The organism is Desulforadius tongensis (genome assembly GCF_016907915.1).
GTDB lineage: Bacteria > Bacillota > Desulfotomaculia > Desulfotomaculales > Desulfohalotomaculaceae > Desulforadius > Desulforadius tongensis.
The window spans coordinates 1-15,989 of the sequence record NZ_JAFBCW010000003.1; the positions used below are offsets into that span (position 1 = coordinate 1).

Sequence of the window (15,989 nt, forward strand, 5' to 3'; positions counted from 1 at the left end):
GCTGTTAACCGGTAGGTTGCAGGTTCGAGTCCTGCTCGCGGAGCCATTTTATTTTATTAATCAAAAGCCCGCTGGATTACCCAGCGGTTTTTTGTGTGTGCGCCTTAAAAACCACCTGATCGCAGGATTGAAACAAGGAACCAAAAACTCATTATTCCGGCGACCAAAAAACCTGCTTCTGCTATTGGTATCTGTCCGAACAAAATATTTTCTTTTTGGGTAAGAAAAGCAGAACCGATAACCAAACCGGTTATTATAGTACTAAAGGCAATCCGATTTGTCATGATGTTTAGTGTATTTAAAACTTCATTAATTTGAGGAAACTGGTGTTTTAATTTTAATTCGCCTTTTGCGGCTAAATCCAGCACTTCACCAAGCTGTTCTGGTAAAAAGGAAAGAATATCACCAAATCCCTGGAGGTTTTTTAATATAGTTTTAGATAATGTTTGAGGTGAAAGCCTTTCTATAAGCAATCTTTTAGCGAAAGGTTCCACTATTTTAACGATACTTAACTTTGGATCCAGTTCTTTAACTAATCCTTCCAGGGTTAGCAGCGTTTTTACCAACATAGCAAATTCCGTTGGCATGCGGATATGGTATTTAAAAGCAATGCCCATGATGTCATTAAGAGCTTCTCCCAAGCTAATTTGGCTTAAGGGAACTTCGTAATACTTTCTTTGCAGCAAGTCAATATCTCGTCGCAGGAGTTTTTTATCAACATTTTTAGCAATTACCCCCATATTTAAAACTGCCTTCATTACTGCATCGGCATCTTTACTTACTAAAGCCAGCATTAAATTACCAATGCTGTTTTTGCTTTCTTCAGTAAGAAAGCCTACCATTCCAAAATCCATAAAGATAATTTTGCCATTGGGAAGAACTGCCAAGTTTCCAGGGTGTGGGTCAGCATGGAAAAAGCCGTCTATTAAAACTTGTTTGAATATTGTTTGAGCCAATTTTCGAGCCAAAATCGATCGATCCAAATTTAGACGATTAATTTCTTGTAAATTATTCAGCTTAACTCCTTCCACATACTCCATAGTTAAAACTCTTCTGGAAGAATACTCCCAATAAACGGCAGGAATAAGTACCTCTGGATTGTCATTAAAATTTTTTCTAAAAGTATCGGCGTTGCGACCTTCGGTGTTATAATCCAGCTCTTCATGGAGAGTGCGGTCAAACTCAGCAACAATTTCGACCAGACTGTACATTTCCGACCAGTTTAAACGGCTCTCAAGAAAGCGCGCTATATCATACATTATTTCGAGATCAATATTAATAATTTTTTCAATATCCGGACGTTGAACTTTAACAACTACCTCCTGTCCACCGGGCAGCATGGCCCGATACACCTGACCGATGGAGGCAGAGGCCAGCGGCTCAGGATTAAACTTAGTAAATAGCTCTGTTAAAGGTTGGTCTAATTCCCTTTCAATTTGTTGTTTTGCTGCATCAAATTCAAAAGCCGGTACTTTATCCTGAAGTTTTTTCAGTTCACCTATATAATCTGGAGGAAGCAGGTCAGGACGGGTACTTAAAATTTGACCTGCTTTAATAAAAGTCGGCCCTAATTCTTCAACAGCCAATCGTACCCTTTGAGCCATAGAAAGTTCTTCTATCTTAGATTCTTTTTTAAATAATATTTTTTTGCGAATAGATAAAAATTCTGCCAATCCCAGCTGATGTAAAATGTGACCGAAGCCGTGTTTTAGTAAAATATTTATAATCTCCCGGTAACGCTTTAAATGTTTATACCGTCTATACATCTGCATATCAGTGTCACCCTTTTTTATCTAATTTACCCCAATAAGGTAATCATTAACCTTTGTGAATTACTACGGGCACAAGGCCGCAAAGCGGTACAGCGACATATACATGTGCGGGAAATGGGAATCGCCGGCATTTGTTCCGGTCCAAACCTGAGCAAGTGCAACCAACAATATAAGGTTTATCCCTACCAGCTCACCGTACATAGAGATTTTAAAAAGCATCGGGGGCCAAATCAGCATGGACAGCAGGGGCAGGGCCGCTGACAGCATCTTTATCAAGCACTTTTGGCTGGCCTCAAGTATGGTGTTATATGATGGATCACCCCGGTGGCTAAAATTTATCACCGGCAGGTATATTGTAATTTTTAAAGAAAATACTTAATAGGCAAAATAATCAAGGGGTGGGGAAATGAAGTAATGAAGAAACAGGAAATTGCTCAGCTGGTAACAGATAAAAAATATGAAACATTACTGCAGTTGGCTGAAACCGATGCTAAAAAATTAATCCGGTATTTAGTGCGGCTAACGTATTCCCAAGATGACTTGTTACGATGGCGGGCCATAGAAGCCCTTGGATTGGCAGCAGGTAAAATAGCTAAAACCGAGCCGGAGGTTATTAGAGATATTATACGCAGATTTTTGTGGTCAATGAATGATGAATCCGGTGCACAAAGTTGGAGTGCGCCCCAAGCCATTGCAGAGATAATTTACAACGAACCGGGTTTGTATGCTGATTTGGGCCCCGTGATGATATCAGCATCGATGGATGAAAGAATATTTCAGCCGGGCATGTTGTGGGCAGTGGGAAGATTGGTGGGTAAAGTAGATTATATCAATGAAATAGTGCCTGACATCATTGCTTTTTTAGATAATCCTAATGCTGTTATCAGGGGCTATGCTGCTTGGGCGCTGGGAGAGATAGGGGTAAGCAGCAGCGTGGATAGGTTGAAAAACCTGGTAAATGATAAGGCGCGGGTAAAAATATATATAAACGGAGAACTTTATGAAAAAACAGTGGGTGATATTGCCCAAGGGAGTATAGAAAAACTTAGTTAGCCTTCCTTAAATTACAGCTAACACTCTTCTTAATGATATTTTATAATTATATAGTCCACTGCAGACAAGTTCTAAGGAAGGGAAAGACATGAAGAAGAGTGTTAGTGCTGCTATTGTGCTGATTTTTTTCGTTTCTGTTGTTGTTATTGCTGCAGCTAGTTATCAAGTTGATATTGCAAATAAAGAAATTAATCAGGTTGCTGCTGATCAATTAACCAGGCAATCCGAAAATAACGTTAAGAATGAAAAGCCAAAGAATACAGTAAAATCAGCGGAAGAAAAGTCAACAGCAGAAAAAAAATCAGGCGATAAAAAGGAAAAGGTTTTAAGTAAACCGGCAGAACAGAAAAAAGTTGTGAAAGAGCCGGATAAACAAAAGGCTGATGTAAATTATAAAAGGGCAACCACTACAACAGTTAACCGTGGGACAAGCCGTTTATCTGATGAAGTATACTGGTTGGCCCGTATTATTCATGCAGAAGCGGAAGCAGAGCCATTTGTTGGTAAAGTTGCTGTGGGTAATGTAATACTGAACCGGGTAAACTCAAGTAAATTTCCCAATACTATTTATGGTGTAATATTTGACAAGCAGTATGGCCGTACTCAATTTTCGCCGGTAATAGACGGGCGAATATACAATACCCCCGGTGATGAAAGTATTAAGGCGGCAAAGGCAGCTTTAAAAGGATACAGACCTGTTGGTTCTGCATTGTATTTTTTAAACCCCAAAAAATCGCAGAACTTTTGGATTGTGAAAAACAGAAAATATATGACCACCATAGGCAAACATGATTTTTATTATTAAACCTGCCGGCGGCAAATCGATACTGTTTAAAATTAAAACCCCCTTTTGGGGGTTTTAATTTAACTCAAGGTCTTCTTTTACTAATTGGACACCGGGTATTGCAGAACCTTCATTGCCGAGCACGATAAAGTAAAATCCTTTTTCCTTGTAATTGTTTATAAAGCCGCGGTAGGAATCTTTATACATACCGCTGTATATCATAGTAGCCTGCTGGCTGAAGATTTTTTGGTGTTTAAATTCAAAAAAGGCTGACGGCAGATTTTTTTTAGCCTTTTCTATCGCGGCCTCATCTAATTTTGCCAATATCTCTGATAATGTTGACCGGCTTTCCACTTTGATATTAATTATTTTTTTCACCTTTGCTACCGATACCGCTAATTCATCATCAATACCCATAACCTCTGTATCTTCACCAAAGAACCTAGGGTGCTGATCTTTAAGAGGTGATAGAGTAGGTTTAATTAACTCCATTATAGCGGCAGTTCTTAAAAGACTATCCAAATCTATATGATCCAGCATTAATACAGCATACTCCCGGCCGTCAATTTCTGAAGTACCAATACCGATTTTAATAACATATTCTTTTATCTGCTTCATATGTACCCTCCTTGTTTTGCTGCATCAATTATAACAAATTATAACATAAAAAAGCTAAAGCTTCTGCTGGCCTTAGCATGCCGGCAGAAGCTTTAGGATTTTTTAGCCGGTTATCTAATTAAAAAGTTTCAGTTTTGCTTTTATATAACATTCCAACCAGAGCCAGTAATACCGCCGGCAGCAGCCAGTCCAATCCCTGTTTGTGCAGGGGCAGCTTATAGAGCAGCTGCTCTAAGGCTGTCAATTCAAATCCTAACGTACGGCTTGTAGAGGTTACTAAAGTAGTTAAAGAAATTATTACCGTGCCGCTGATAGCAGCAATATACACCGCCCGCTTTCCTTTATATAAGTCGTGAAAAAGAGCCAAAAGGATCAATACAATGATTACAGGGTAAACAGTAATCAGCAGCGGAACAGAGACTTCTAAAATTGTGGCTAAACCCATGTTTGCCAGCACTGTACTGATAAGTGCTGTTAATATGCAAACGGTATTGTAACTAACCCGGTTGTTGGTTAAACGACTGAAGAAACTGCCGCAGGTAGCTACCAAGCCGATAGAAGTGGTCAAACAAGCTAGGGCCATAGTTATGGCGATAACAATTTTGCCCGCAGGACCTAAGATGGCTTCAATTATATATGACAGCATTTGGCCGGGATTGCCGCCGGTGAATGTAGTGCCTGTGGTAGCACCTATATATGCCAGCCCAACATATACAGAGGACAAACCTATGGCGGCAATAATTCCTGCAATGATGGTAACTTTGGCTATTTCACCGTTGTCGGTAACTCCCTTGGCTTTAATGGAGTTGGCGATAACAAGACCAAAAATAACTGAAGCCAAGGCATCCATTGTATTGTAACCTTCTAAAAAACCTTGAGAAAAAGGTGAGGTGTATTCACTGGCGTTAACAGTACCCAGTGGGGTGAGAACGCCTTTGAATATAATGATTGCTAAAAAAATAATAATAAACGGTGTAAGAAACTTACCTATATTATCTACTATTTTTGAAGGGCGCAGCACGAAACCCAGGGTGATGGCAAAATACACAACAGTAGTAACGGCCAGAGCCAATTGGGAGTTTGTATCTTGTAAAAAGGGAGCTACGCCTACCTCAAATGTAGTGGCAGCGGTACGGGGAATGGCCAGCAGGGGGCCAATGGATAAAACAACAATGGTGGTAATTATTTTACTAAAGAGGGGGTGAACCCGGTTAGCTAAGTACTGCAAATCGCCACCTGCTTTAGCCACAGCGGTAACACCTAAAAGGGGTAATCCCACACCGGTGACGATGAACCCCAATATAGCCAGCCAAAGGCTTTCACCTGCCTTTAAACCCAGCACTGGTGGAAAAATTAAATTGCCGGCACCCAAAAACATTGCTAGCAGTGCTAAACCTGTGATGAAGATTTCTTTTTTAGTTAAATGCATAGCCAGAACTCCTTTATGATTTAATGTTTTGTCTTGGAGATGAGGTTTAACATCTCCGGGCAATAAATATTGCGTTCGACATATTTTTTAAATCATAAAGTAATTTACCACTAACTAAGAATATATGTCAACCTTAAACAATTTTTGACTCACGTTTTTAAGCTGTTGATAAATATAAATAATTGCATTATACTTGTTGGGAACAAGTTAGATTAGGTTAAAAAGAGGTTTTTAAAGATGTTGAATAACAAATATTGCCATGATTATAGTTATAAAATAATTACTCTGGGCTGCCCGGTTAATCAAGCGGAAAGTGCATCCCTGGATGCTGCTATGCAGGAAGCAGGATACCGTGCGGTAGAAAGCAATGCGGATATTTATATTATCAACAGCTGTGCAGTAACTAAATCGGCAGCGCGAAAATCCCGTTATGAAGTACGCCATGCCAAAAAGGAAAATCCCCGGGCATTAATTGTGCTGGCTGGGTGCTATGCCCAGGTGGATGCGGGAGAAATTAAAGAAATAATACCGGAGGCGGATGTTGTAATCGGAACTGCCGGCCGTTCACGTATACCGCAGATTATTACTGAGGAACTGCAGTATAAAAAACCGGGGAAAAGGATACTGGTGCAAAAACTCCACCGTGACGAGGAATATGAAGAAATGAGTATTACATCCCGGTTTCCGCGCTGCAGGCCGGTGGTTAAGATACAGGAGGGGTGCGACGAGTTTTGCAGTTATTGTGTGGTGGTTCATGCCAGGGGAAAGCCCCGCAGCAGGGATCCGCGGCGGGTGATTGAAGAGGTTTTACGGCTGGCTGAAGCCGGTCATAAAGAAATTGTGCTGGCAGGGACTCACTTGGGTGCCTATGGCCGGGATCTGGGAAGGACCAGTTTGCCTGACCTGCTGAGCAGGCTGGATGATTTAAAGTATCCCTTTAGAATTCGCCTTAGTTCTATAGAACCAATGGTGGTAAGCACTGAGCTGCTTGAAACGATGGCTGAAATTGATCGTGTATGCAATAACCTTTATCTGCCGCTGCAGAGCGGCAGCAGCTCCATCCTTAAAAAAATGAAACGCAGGTATACAGTGGAACAATTTGCGGAAATAATATGCCAGGCCCGGGAATTAATGCCCGATATATCAATAATTTCAGATATGATTGTAGGATTTCCCGGCGAAAAGGAAACGGATCATATGCAGAGTATGGAGACGGTGCGCGGCTTAGCGCTGAGTAAACTGCACGTTTTTCCCTACTCTCCCCGGGAAAAAACACCGGCAGCTCGTTATCCGGAACAAGTACGGCCGGATGTAAAAAAACGCCGGGTGGAAGAAATGCATTCCCTGGGGGAAGCACTGGCCTTAAATTTTCACCGCCGTTTTATTGGTAGTGAGCTGAGGGTGCTGGTGGAGAGAATAAAAGAGCAGCAGGATGGTGTTTGGGCAGAAGGTTTTTCTGATAATTATATCTTAACCAGATTTCCAATAAGAAAAATACAAATTAAAGAGGGCGATATGATAGCGGTGAAACCGGAAAAAGCATACTCCTGGGGTGTGAAAGGAATTGTTATAGATTAGACTGCCGGCAGATTCGGCAGTTTTTTTATTTGTCTGCTAAAACATCATTTTAAGGCCGGAAAAGCACCCGTTATGGGGGAGACTGCCGCCGGCAGCACCGGCTTATTTTTTTGCTGTTCTATATTTGGGCGGGTTGTTCTGCTGTTGAACAGGATTGAACAGGATTATGTATTAAATTAAATCGTTGTCTTGATAAGCAGGCAGAAGAAGTTGTAAAGATACTACCGGATAAATTGGCACAAGAATTGCAAAAGTATCAATACAACAAATATTCAGTTTATTCAAAATATAATTTTAAGGAGGTATTTTTTAATGGCTGTGAGCGCTTATTTTATTCCCACCGTTAACTTGATGGGGGCAGGTTGTGTGAAGGAAGTAGGTGAGCGGGTGAAAGGTTTGGGCGGTACAAGGGTTTTAATAGTTACCGATAAGGGTTTAGCCAAACTTGGTATGGCGGAAAAAGTTAAGGGAATTATTGAAGATGCCGGTCTGCAGGCGGTTGTATTTGACGGTGCAGAACCTAACCCCACTGACCGTAATGTGGAGGCCGGTTTTAAGGTTTGGCAGGATGAAAAGTGTGATGCCATTGTATCTTTGGGCGGCGGGTCATCTCATGACTGTGCAAAGGGTATAGGACTGTTGGCTGCAAACGGCGGCAAAATTCATGACTATGAAGGTGTTGATAAATCCACCAACCCGATGGTTCCGTTGGTGGCGGTGAATACAACTGCCGGAACTGCTTCTGAAATGACCCGCTTTTGTATCATTACCGACACCAGCCGGAAGGTGAAAATGGCCATTGTAGACTGGCGTGTGACTCCGGCTCTGTCTATTAATGACCCGGAGTTAATGGTGGGTAAGCCGCCGGCGCTGACAGCGGCCACCGGTATGGATGCTTTAACCCATGCTGTAGAAGCTTATGTATCCACTGCTGCCACCCCGTTAACCGATTCTGCCGCCCTGATGGCCATTAGGTTAATTGCAAAGTATTTACCGGCAGCGGTGGCCAACGGTACAAATATGGAAGCCCGGGAAAAAATGGCCTATGCTCAATTTTTAGCCGGTATGGCATTTAACAATGCCAGTTTGGGATACGTGCATGCCATGGCTCACCAGCTGGGCGGGTTTTATAATCTGCCCCACGGGGTATGCAATGCTATTTTACTGCCCCACGTGGAGCAGTTTAACTTAATTGCCTGTCCGGAACGGTTCCGGGATATTGCCATTGAGTTGGGTGAGAATGTAGAAGGTTTGTCTGTAAATGAAGCGGCTCAAAAAGCTATTGAAGCGATTAAGAAACTGTCTGTATCAATAGGTATTCCCTCCGGCCTGAAAGAACTGGGCGTTAAGGAACAAGATCTGAAGATTATGGCTGAAAATGCCATGAAGGACGCCTGCCAGCTGACCAACCCGCGTTTAGCCACCTTGGAAGAAGTAATTCAAATCTTTAAAAATGCCATGTAGTTAAAATTAATAAATTAATCGGGGTGAGGGGTATATCCCTCACCTCTTTTTATTTTTAAATGGCTGAAAGGACATTAATTAAAAATGAAGAATTAATATTATGAAATAAATTTATTTTCAAACAATGGGGGTTTGGCATGAAAAACGGAAAGCTTTTAGAAATAAGTAAATTTGCCGCCCCGGAAATTATTTTTGGTTTTGGTGCCATTTCACAAGCAGGGGAAAGCGTGCTGCGTTTAGGTGCCAAAAAGGCATTTGTAGTTACCGATGATGGTTTAATACAAACCGGGTGGGTTGAGCAGGTTTTACGGCACCTCAGAGAAGTGGGGCTTGACTATGAGGTATGGTCCAATATTACCAGCAATCCTAAGGACTATGAAGTAAACGAAGGGGCGAGCTTATATCTAAAATCGGAATGCGATGCCATTGCGGCGGTGGGTGGTGGCAGTGCCATTGATGCTGCCAAAGCTATTGCGGTGCTGGCCACCAATGGTGGTAAACCTCAAGACTTTGAGGGAATTAACAAAATTACTAGGCCGCTGCCTCCCATGGTTATGGTATCCACCACCGCCGGCTCCGGTTCGGAAGTGTCACAATTTGCTATTATTGTAGACAGTGCCAGAAAAATTAAAATGACTATTGTTTCTAAATCCCTTATTCCTGACATAGCGATAATTGATCCCTATTTGCTTTATACCAAGGATGCCCGCCTTACTGCTTCCACAGGGGTGGATGCCCTTTGCCATGCCATTGAATCTTATGTTTCTTTGGCTGCCACTCCCCTGACCGATGTGCATGCCCTTTATGCTGTCCAATTGGTATCTAACAACTTGCGGGAATCGGTGGCCTGCCGTACAAATTTGGAAGCCAAAAAGGCAATGGCTATGGCCAGCCTGCAGGCTGGGTTGGCCTTTTCCAACGCTATTTTGGGTGCCACCCATGCCATGACTCACCAGGTGGATGGTTTGCTGGATTCCCATCACGGTGAAACAAACAGCATTCTACTGCCCTATGTTATGGAATATAATTTAATTGCCTGTGCCGAAAAATATGCCCGGGTGGCTGAGGCTTTAGGGGTTAGAACTGAAGGTATGTCCCGTTGGAAGGCGGCAGAAAAGTCTATCCGATGGGTGAAAAATTTATTTCGGGATATTGGAACACCAAAAACTTTATCGCAAATGGGACTTGATGAAAATGTAATACCCCAACTGGCTGAAAATGCGCTGAAAGATGCCTGTCTGGTAACAAATCCCCGGGATGCCGGGAAAGAAGACTTAATAGAACTATTTAAACGAGCGCTGTAAAGGAGTGAAAGCCGGTGCTGGAACATAAAAGAATGTTAATTGAAAACTTAACCGGTGTAAACTCTTCAAAACTTAATTATTACCTGGAGTTAAAAAAACGAAATGAGGAAATTATTAAGCAAAATAATCGGTTAGAAATTATTCACCAGATTGTAAAAGACATCAACATAGATATGTCCATAGAAGATATTATTAATCGTACATACAGTAAACTTCCCCTGGTTTTGCCCTGTGACTTTTTAGGTTTATCGCTGCTGGAGCAAAATGTGCTGTGCATGACAGCTGTGGTACCCCATCATGAATGTTTAAATAAAAAGCTAACTTCAAAATCACTGCTTTGGCAGTGTATTAAAGAAAAAAGGCACTGTTTATATAACTTTTCTGGTGCTGAAGGGACTTTACAGGAGCTCTGCCAGTGCATAAAAACGGGTAAAGACGAAATACGCAGTTTGGCAACAATACCTTTATTTGTGCGGGGAAAAGTAATCGGAGTACTGGTGATGGGGGCTAAACTTCATAATGCTTATACTGAAAGTGAATTAAAATTCTGCTGCCAGCTGGCTGACCAACTGGCCATATGCATAGAAAATTCCCGTTTATATGAACAGGTACTGCGGGGAAAAAGGGAATGGGAGGAAACCTTTGCCGCCGTTATTGATCCCATCTATTTAATAGATTTAAATTTCAACCTGGTGCGCAGCAACAACAGAAAATTACCCTTTGTTTCCGGTGACAGCAGTTCTAAAAACGGCGCTGATAAGTGCTACCAGATAATTTGGGGCCGGAACAGCAAGTGTTCTACCTGCCTGCTGGAAGAGGTTGTAAAGACGGGACAACCGGCTAAAAGACGGGTACAAGCCAGCGGCTATGTGCTGGATGTGTATTATTATCCTGTGTTTAACAGTGCAAATGAAATATATGCCGTTATACACCATATTCAAGACCTAACAGAGAAAATCAAAATGGAAGCGCAGTTAATCCAGTCTGCCAAGCTGGCAGCCATAGGAGAAATGGCTGCCGGGGTAGCACACGAGCTGAACAGCCCAATGACGGTGATTATCGGAACGGCCCAGATGCTGTTAAGGGAGATGGGAAAAGGTCACCCCCGGGCGGAATTTTTAAATGATATTGTCAATTCCGGACTGCGCTGTAAACGGATTATACAAAACTTACTTACTTTTTCCCGGCAGGAACAGCAGCCGATGGGATCCACCGATATCAATGATATGGTGCACAAAGTTTTAAGTCTTACCAAATATCAAATCAACCGCAGCAAGATAACCATCAAAACCCAATTGGAAGAAGAACTGCCATTAATTACAGCCAATGGCCACCAGATACAGCAGGTGCTGATAAACCTTTTATTAAATGCAAGGGATGCTTTAGAAAATGTGTCCAGGAAAAAAATTATAAAAATAAGTACCGGGTTTAAAGACGGCTCTAAAGACCGGCAGCAGGTGTGGCTGACGGTGGAAGATAACGGTGAAGGTATTGATGAAGATAAAATAGATAAGATATTTAACCCTTTTTATACCAGCAAGGGAGCCAGTAAGGGAACCGGCTTAGGTTTGTCGGTGAGCCTGGGAATTGCCCAGGCCCACCGAGGCACCATTGAAGTTGACAGTACCCCCGGCCAGGGCAGTATTTTTAAACTGGTACTGCCTGTTTACCAAAGCTAACAGTAAAGGTGGTGGATTATGGATTACAAAGCAAATATATTGGTAATAGACGACGAACCCGAGGTGGGTGTATTCTTTCGCCGCTTGCTGGAAAGTAAAGGCTACCGGGTGGGAGTTGCCATCTCCGGTGATGAGGCGGAAGAGTTGTGGAAGAACAACAACTATCAAGTGGCCCTGGTGGATTTGAAACTGCCCGACGTCGATGGGCTGACATTACTGCAAAAAATTAAAGAGCACCAGCCTGCCTGTGAAGTGATAATAATGACCGGCTATGCAACTACCAAAACAGCGGTAAAAGCCATTCAGTTGGGTGCCTTTGATTATGTGGAGAAACCCTTTGAAGATATACTAGAAGTAGAAACCCTGGTGCAAAAAGGTGTTGATTACAGCACCACGGGTGCTGCCAGGGGAGGCCGGCCAAGTTGGGCGGATGCGGCAGAAAAAGTGGGGCTGTATTATGGTCAAAATAAAGAAATGCACCGGTTAATGAATATTGCTGCCAAAATTGCGCCCAAAAACATTAACGTGCTGATATACGGCGAAACCGGCACCGGTAAAGAAGTGCTGGCCAGGTTTATTCACCATGCCAGCCGGCGGGCCGGTAAAGAATTTGTGGCTGTAAACTGTGGTGCCATGCCGGAAAATTTGTTGGAAAGCCAGCTATTTGGCCACGAAAAAGGGGCTTTTACCGGTGCCAGCAGTACACACCGGGGTATTTTTGAGCTGGCCAATAACGGTACACTTTTTTTAGATGAAATCGGCGAAGCCAGTCTAGCCATTCAAGTGAAGTTGTTACGGGTGCTGGAAACCGGGGAATTTTGCCGGGTGGGCGGAGAAAAGCCCATTAGAACCAATGTGCGGATAATTGCCGCCACCAATGTAGATTTGGAACAGGCAGTATTAAATAAGCAGTTTAGAGAAGACCTATTTTACCGCCTGGACGTGATCAGGTTGGTACTGCCCACCTTAAAGCAGCGCAGGGAAGACATTCCCGGTTTGGTACATCATTTTTTAAAACGCCTGGGTATGAAAGAGGGGGCTGTAAATATTTCTGCAGAGGTTATGAATCGCTTGTGCAGTTACTGTTGGCCGGGGAACCTGCGTGAACTGTTAAACACCTTAAACCAGGCTGTGGCCCTATGTGATGGTGATACTATATTACCCAGTCACCTGCCGTCCAAAATACTACAGGCTGGTAAAAGCACCGGGGTAAATACAGAATTAACCGGTACACCGGCTGAATCAAACCCGGTGGAATTAATAAAAAATTTATATCACAGCATCAGCGAAAGTGAAAGCATCTCTACCAAAGAACTGCTGGACATATACCAAATGATAGGTAAACTAAGAAGAAACATTAAAAAAATCCTTGTGGACAAAGGCCTTAAACCGGAACCACCCCCATCACTGCGGGAATTGGAAGCCCAGGCCATTGAAGATGCCCTGCTGCATTTTAACGGCAATGTTACCGCTGCTGCAAAAGCTTTAGGAGTGGGGCGTAATACCCTGTACCGCAAAGTAAAGGAATATAATATAGCAGCTAAAAACTAATTTATTTCCGGTTATTCTTACTGTAAAAGCCAAGATGTACACGGTAAATGCTGGGCAGCCCCGGCGGCACCAGTCCTACCCGGTCACCGGGCTTGATGGGGTGAGTAAGATTATAGACCACACCGTTAATAAATATTGCTTCCAGTTTTTCTTCCGGAATTTGAAGCTGCCTGGCCAGCTGCTTTCCAGTGGTCCCTTCATCCGGTATCTCAAACCGGTGGGGCATGTTCCACCCGTTTTGTTTAAAAATTTTTTGCAAATCTGCAAAAGCCCTTAATTCTATTACGGCCAATTTTACCATCCTTTCATTATTGGTTATTTGGAATATATCATACTGCAAATTTTACGCCCATATTTCAAGCCATTAGAAAAAAACAGGTGTCTTTTTTAACGTTTATATAACCGGTTGAACAAATGTGTCAAAAAGGGAAAATGTTCTAAAATAATTTTTAAAAGTGTCCCGTTCTGACACATAATTCCCCCCTGCAGCAGCTGCTGGTGGGCATGATTCTTGCTTTGATAAATATAAATGATATTAGCGTTTTTTATTATCTAGAAAACTTTTCTGAATTCTATTTATTAGAAGGGAGGAATTATTTACAAAATAGCGAATCATTAATATTAACCCAATTTTTCGAACATTAGCAAAGGAGGGGTTAAAATGTCTAAATTTATAAGACTGGACATGACGACTCAAAAAGTAAAAATTGAAGAGGTGCCTGAAAAGTACCGGGCATTGGGCGGTCGGGCATTAACTTCCCAGTTTGTGCTGGATGAAGTGCCGGCCACCTGTCATCCCCTGGGACCAAAAAACAAACTGATAATTGCTCCCGGGCTGTTGTCCGGTACCAGTGCGCCATCCTCCGGTCGCCTTTCAATTGGCGGTAAGAGCCCGCTGACCGGCGGTATTAAAGAAGCCAATGCCGGCGGTATTACCTCTCAAAAACTGGCCAGTTTGGGAATTAAAGCTATTGTCATTGAAGGCAAGCCGGAGAAGGGAACATTTATTGCGCGGGTAACTGCCGACAGTGTGGAAATTATTCCCGCCGACGATTTGGCAGGTAAGGGAACCTATGAACTAACTGCCATCTTAAAAGAACGCTACAATGAAAAGGCGGGCGTTATCTGCATTGGTCCTGCCGGTGAAATGAAAATGCTCAGTGCTGGTATAACCAACAACGACCCGGAAGGCAACTCCAGCCGTTATGCCGGTCGTGGCGGTCTTGGGGCTGTAATGGGCAGCAAAGGATTAAAGGCCATTGTTGTGGAATGTGATAAAACCTTTGATGCCCCGGTTAAGGATAAAGAACGCTTTAAAACAGCAGCCAGAAAATTTGCCGATATACTGCTGAAGCATCCTGTGTGTGGTGAGGGCCTGCCCAAATTTGGTACCAACGTGCTGATGAATATTATTAATGAAGCAGGTACACTGCCCACCCGTAACTTCAGAACCGGGCGTTTTGATGCCGCCGGCGAAGTTAGCGGTGAAAAATTGGCAGAAGTGGCTGTGGCACGGGGCGGCAAAGCAACCCATGCCTGTCACCCCGGTTGTGTAATGCGCTGCTCCAACGTTTACCCCATGCCCGATGGCAAAGTTTGTGCTCCCATTGAGTATGAGACTGCTTGGTGCTTTGGTCCCAACCTGGAGATCAGTGATTTAGATGTGGTTGCTAAATTAAACTACATTTGTAACGATGTTGGTTTAGATACCATTGAAGCAGGGTGTACCCTTGGTGTACTAATGGAAGCGGGAGTAATTCCCTTTGGTGACGGCCAGGCGGCCATTAAGGCTTTAGAAGAAGTGGTCAAAGGTACCCCGCTGGGAAGAATAATCGGTGCCGGTGCGGCTGTGGCCGGTAAAGTATATGGCGTAACCCGGGTACCGGCGGTTAAAGGTCAGAGTATTCCTGCTTATGACCCGCGGTCCTGCAGGGGTAATGGTGTAACTTATGCCACCACTCCCATGGGTGCGGATCACACTGCCGGTTATGCCGTAACTGCTAACATTCTTAAAGTGGGTGGATATGTGGATCCTAACAAGGATGACGGTCAGATTGAACTGTCCCGCAACCTGCAGGTGGCCACAGCAGCAGTGGATGCCACCGGTCTGTGCCTGTTTGTAGCTTTTGCAGTGCTGGATAACGAAGAAGGGCTGCCAACCATTGTTGAAATGCTGAACGCTCAATATGGTACAGAACTGACCGTGGAGGACGTTACTGCCCTGGGACAGCAAATTCTGAAGAATGAGCGGGAGTTTAATGCTAAAGCCGGTTTTACCAAGGCTGACGATCGCCTGCCGGAATTCTTCTATGAAGAAGAACTGACTCCGCACAAAACTAAATTTGCATTGAAAGAAGAACTGGACGAGGTGTTTAATTTCTAACCGGTTATCCTACCCAGGTATAAACACTGGCAGTTGGTAGTGAAATGTTATATAATACTTAAGAATTATCAAAAAGAGGGTGAAAAAGCTTGCTTCTGGAAGTGAGATTGTACAGCGGGTTAGAAAAATACGTGGAAAATGCCCAATATGGTAAGCCCATACAGGTAGAACTGCCTGAGGGTGCCACTGTGAAACAGCTTTTAGATAAGTTAGGCATTCCACAGGAGCAGGTTTTTTCTGTCCTGGTAAATGGTACGCATTATAACTGCAGTGATGTAATGGAAGACGGTGACCGGGTGGCCCTTTTCCCACCGGTGGGTGGGGGTTAATTAGACAATATTACAGGCGGGTGAGGGCCCGCTTGTAATTAACAA

Annotated in this window: 14 protein-coding genes; 10 read left to right on the forward strand and 4 right to left on the reverse strand. The window is 43.2% G+C overall.

The annotated features are described in order from the left end of the window. Positions 1-104: 104 nt before the first annotated feature. Positions 105-1,772 carry a 2-polyprenylphenol 6-hydroxylase gene (gene ubiB, locus JOC37_RS01650; protein WP_204615164.1) on the reverse strand — a complete coding sequence of 556 codons (1,668 nt, stop codon included), beginning with the start codon at positions 1,770-1,772 and terminating at the stop codon, positions 105-107. A 235-nt stretch (positions 1,773-2,007) separates the two neighbouring features. Between ubiB and JOC37_RS01655 the strand changes: the two genes are divergently transcribed. From JOC37_RS01655 to JOC37_RS01665, 3 genes are all read left to right on the forward strand, one after another. Next, the gene (locus JOC37_RS01655; RefSeq protein ID WP_204615166.1) at positions 2,008-2,151 is read left to right on the forward strand and encodes a hypothetical protein; all 144 of its coding nucleotides are present in this window, start codon (positions 2,008-2,010) and stop codon (positions 2,149-2,151) included. Positions 2,152-2,186: 35 nt separating this feature from the next. Next, positions 2,187-2,825, forward strand: coding sequence for a DVU0298 family protein (locus JOC37_RS01660; RefSeq protein ID WP_204615168.1), 639 nt, complete (start codon positions 2,187-2,189; stop codon positions 2,823-2,825). Between the two features lie 88 nt (positions 2,826-2,913). Continuing rightward, the gene (locus tag JOC37_RS01665; RefSeq protein ID WP_204615176.1) at positions 2,914-3,630 is read left to right on the forward strand and encodes a cell wall hydrolase; all 717 of its coding nucleotides are present in this window, start codon (positions 2,914-2,916) and stop codon (positions 3,628-3,630) included. A 54-nt stretch (positions 3,631-3,684) separates the two neighbouring features. On the opposite strand, the gene JOC37_RS01670 is transcribed toward JOC37_RS01665, so the two are convergent. Together JOC37_RS01670 and brnQ are read right to left on the reverse strand one after the other, a co-directional pair. Beyond that, positions 3,685-4,227 (reverse strand): hypothetical protein, encoded by a 543-nt coding sequence (locus JOC37_RS01670; protein ID WP_204615178.1) that lies wholly within the window; start codon positions 4,225-4,227, stop codon positions 3,685-3,687. Between the two features lie 118 nt (positions 4,228-4,345). Next, on the reverse strand, positions 4,346-5,656 hold the full coding sequence (gene brnQ, locus JOC37_RS01675) for a branched-chain amino acid transport system II carrier protein (protein WP_204615186.1): 1,311 nt from the start codon (positions 5,654-5,656) through the stop codon (positions 4,346-4,348). Positions 5,657-5,896: 240 nt separating this feature from the next. Here brnQ and mtaB point away from each other — a divergent pair, with 240 nt between their 5' ends. The 5 genes from mtaB (at position 5,897) to JOC37_RS01700 (ending at position 13,232) form a co-directional block, all read left to right on the forward strand. After that, positions 5,897-7,234, forward strand: a complete 1,338-nt coding sequence (gene mtaB / locus JOC37_RS01680; protein ID WP_204615195.1) for a tRNA (N(6)-L-threonylcarbamoyladenosine(37)-C(2))-methylthiotransferase MtaB — start codon at positions 5,897-5,899, stop codon at positions 7,232-7,234. A 312-nt stretch (positions 7,235-7,546) separates the two neighbouring features. Further along, the gene (locus JOC37_RS01685) at positions 7,547-8,698 is read left to right on the forward strand and encodes an iron-containing alcohol dehydrogenase (RefSeq protein ID WP_204615197.1); all 1,152 of its coding nucleotides are present in this window, start codon (positions 7,547-7,549) and stop codon (positions 8,696-8,698) included. A gap of 137 nt (positions 8,699-8,835) precedes the next feature. Next, positions 8,836-10,002 (forward strand): iron-containing alcohol dehydrogenase, encoded by a 1,167-nt coding sequence (locus JOC37_RS01690; RefSeq protein ID WP_204615198.1) that lies wholly within the window; start codon positions 8,836-8,838, stop codon positions 10,000-10,002. 14 nt (positions 10,003-10,016) lie between these two features. Next, on the forward strand, positions 10,017-11,681 hold the full coding sequence (locus JOC37_RS01695; RefSeq protein WP_338017319.1) for an ATP-binding protein: 1,665 nt from the start codon (positions 10,017-10,019) through the stop codon (positions 11,679-11,681). Between the two features lie 18 nt (positions 11,682-11,699). Further along, complete coding sequence (locus JOC37_RS01700; protein WP_204615200.1) at positions 11,700-13,232, forward strand: sigma-54-dependent transcriptional regulator; 1,533 nt, start codon at positions 11,700-11,702, stop codon at positions 13,230-13,232. Position 13,233: 1 nt separating this feature from the next. On the opposite strand, the gene JOC37_RS01705 is transcribed toward JOC37_RS01700, so the two are convergent. Then, positions 13,234-13,524, reverse strand: a complete 291-nt coding sequence (locus tag JOC37_RS01705) for a MoaD/ThiS family protein (protein ID WP_204615202.1) — start codon at positions 13,522-13,524, stop codon at positions 13,234-13,236. Between the two features lie 369 nt (positions 13,525-13,893). Here JOC37_RS01705 and JOC37_RS01710 point away from each other — a divergent pair, with 369 nt between their 5' ends. Both JOC37_RS01710 and JOC37_RS01715 read left to right on the forward strand, forming a co-directional pair. Beyond that, on the forward strand, positions 13,894-15,615 hold the full coding sequence (locus JOC37_RS01710; RefSeq protein WP_204615204.1) for an aldehyde ferredoxin oxidoreductase family protein: 1,722 nt from the start codon (positions 13,894-13,896) through the stop codon (positions 15,613-15,615). A gap of 89 nt (positions 15,616-15,704) precedes the next feature. Then, positions 15,705-15,944, forward strand: a complete 240-nt coding sequence (locus JOC37_RS01715) for a MoaD/ThiS family protein (protein ID WP_204615206.1) — start codon at positions 15,705-15,707, stop codon at positions 15,942-15,944. Positions 15,945-15,989: the final 45 nt, after the last annotated feature.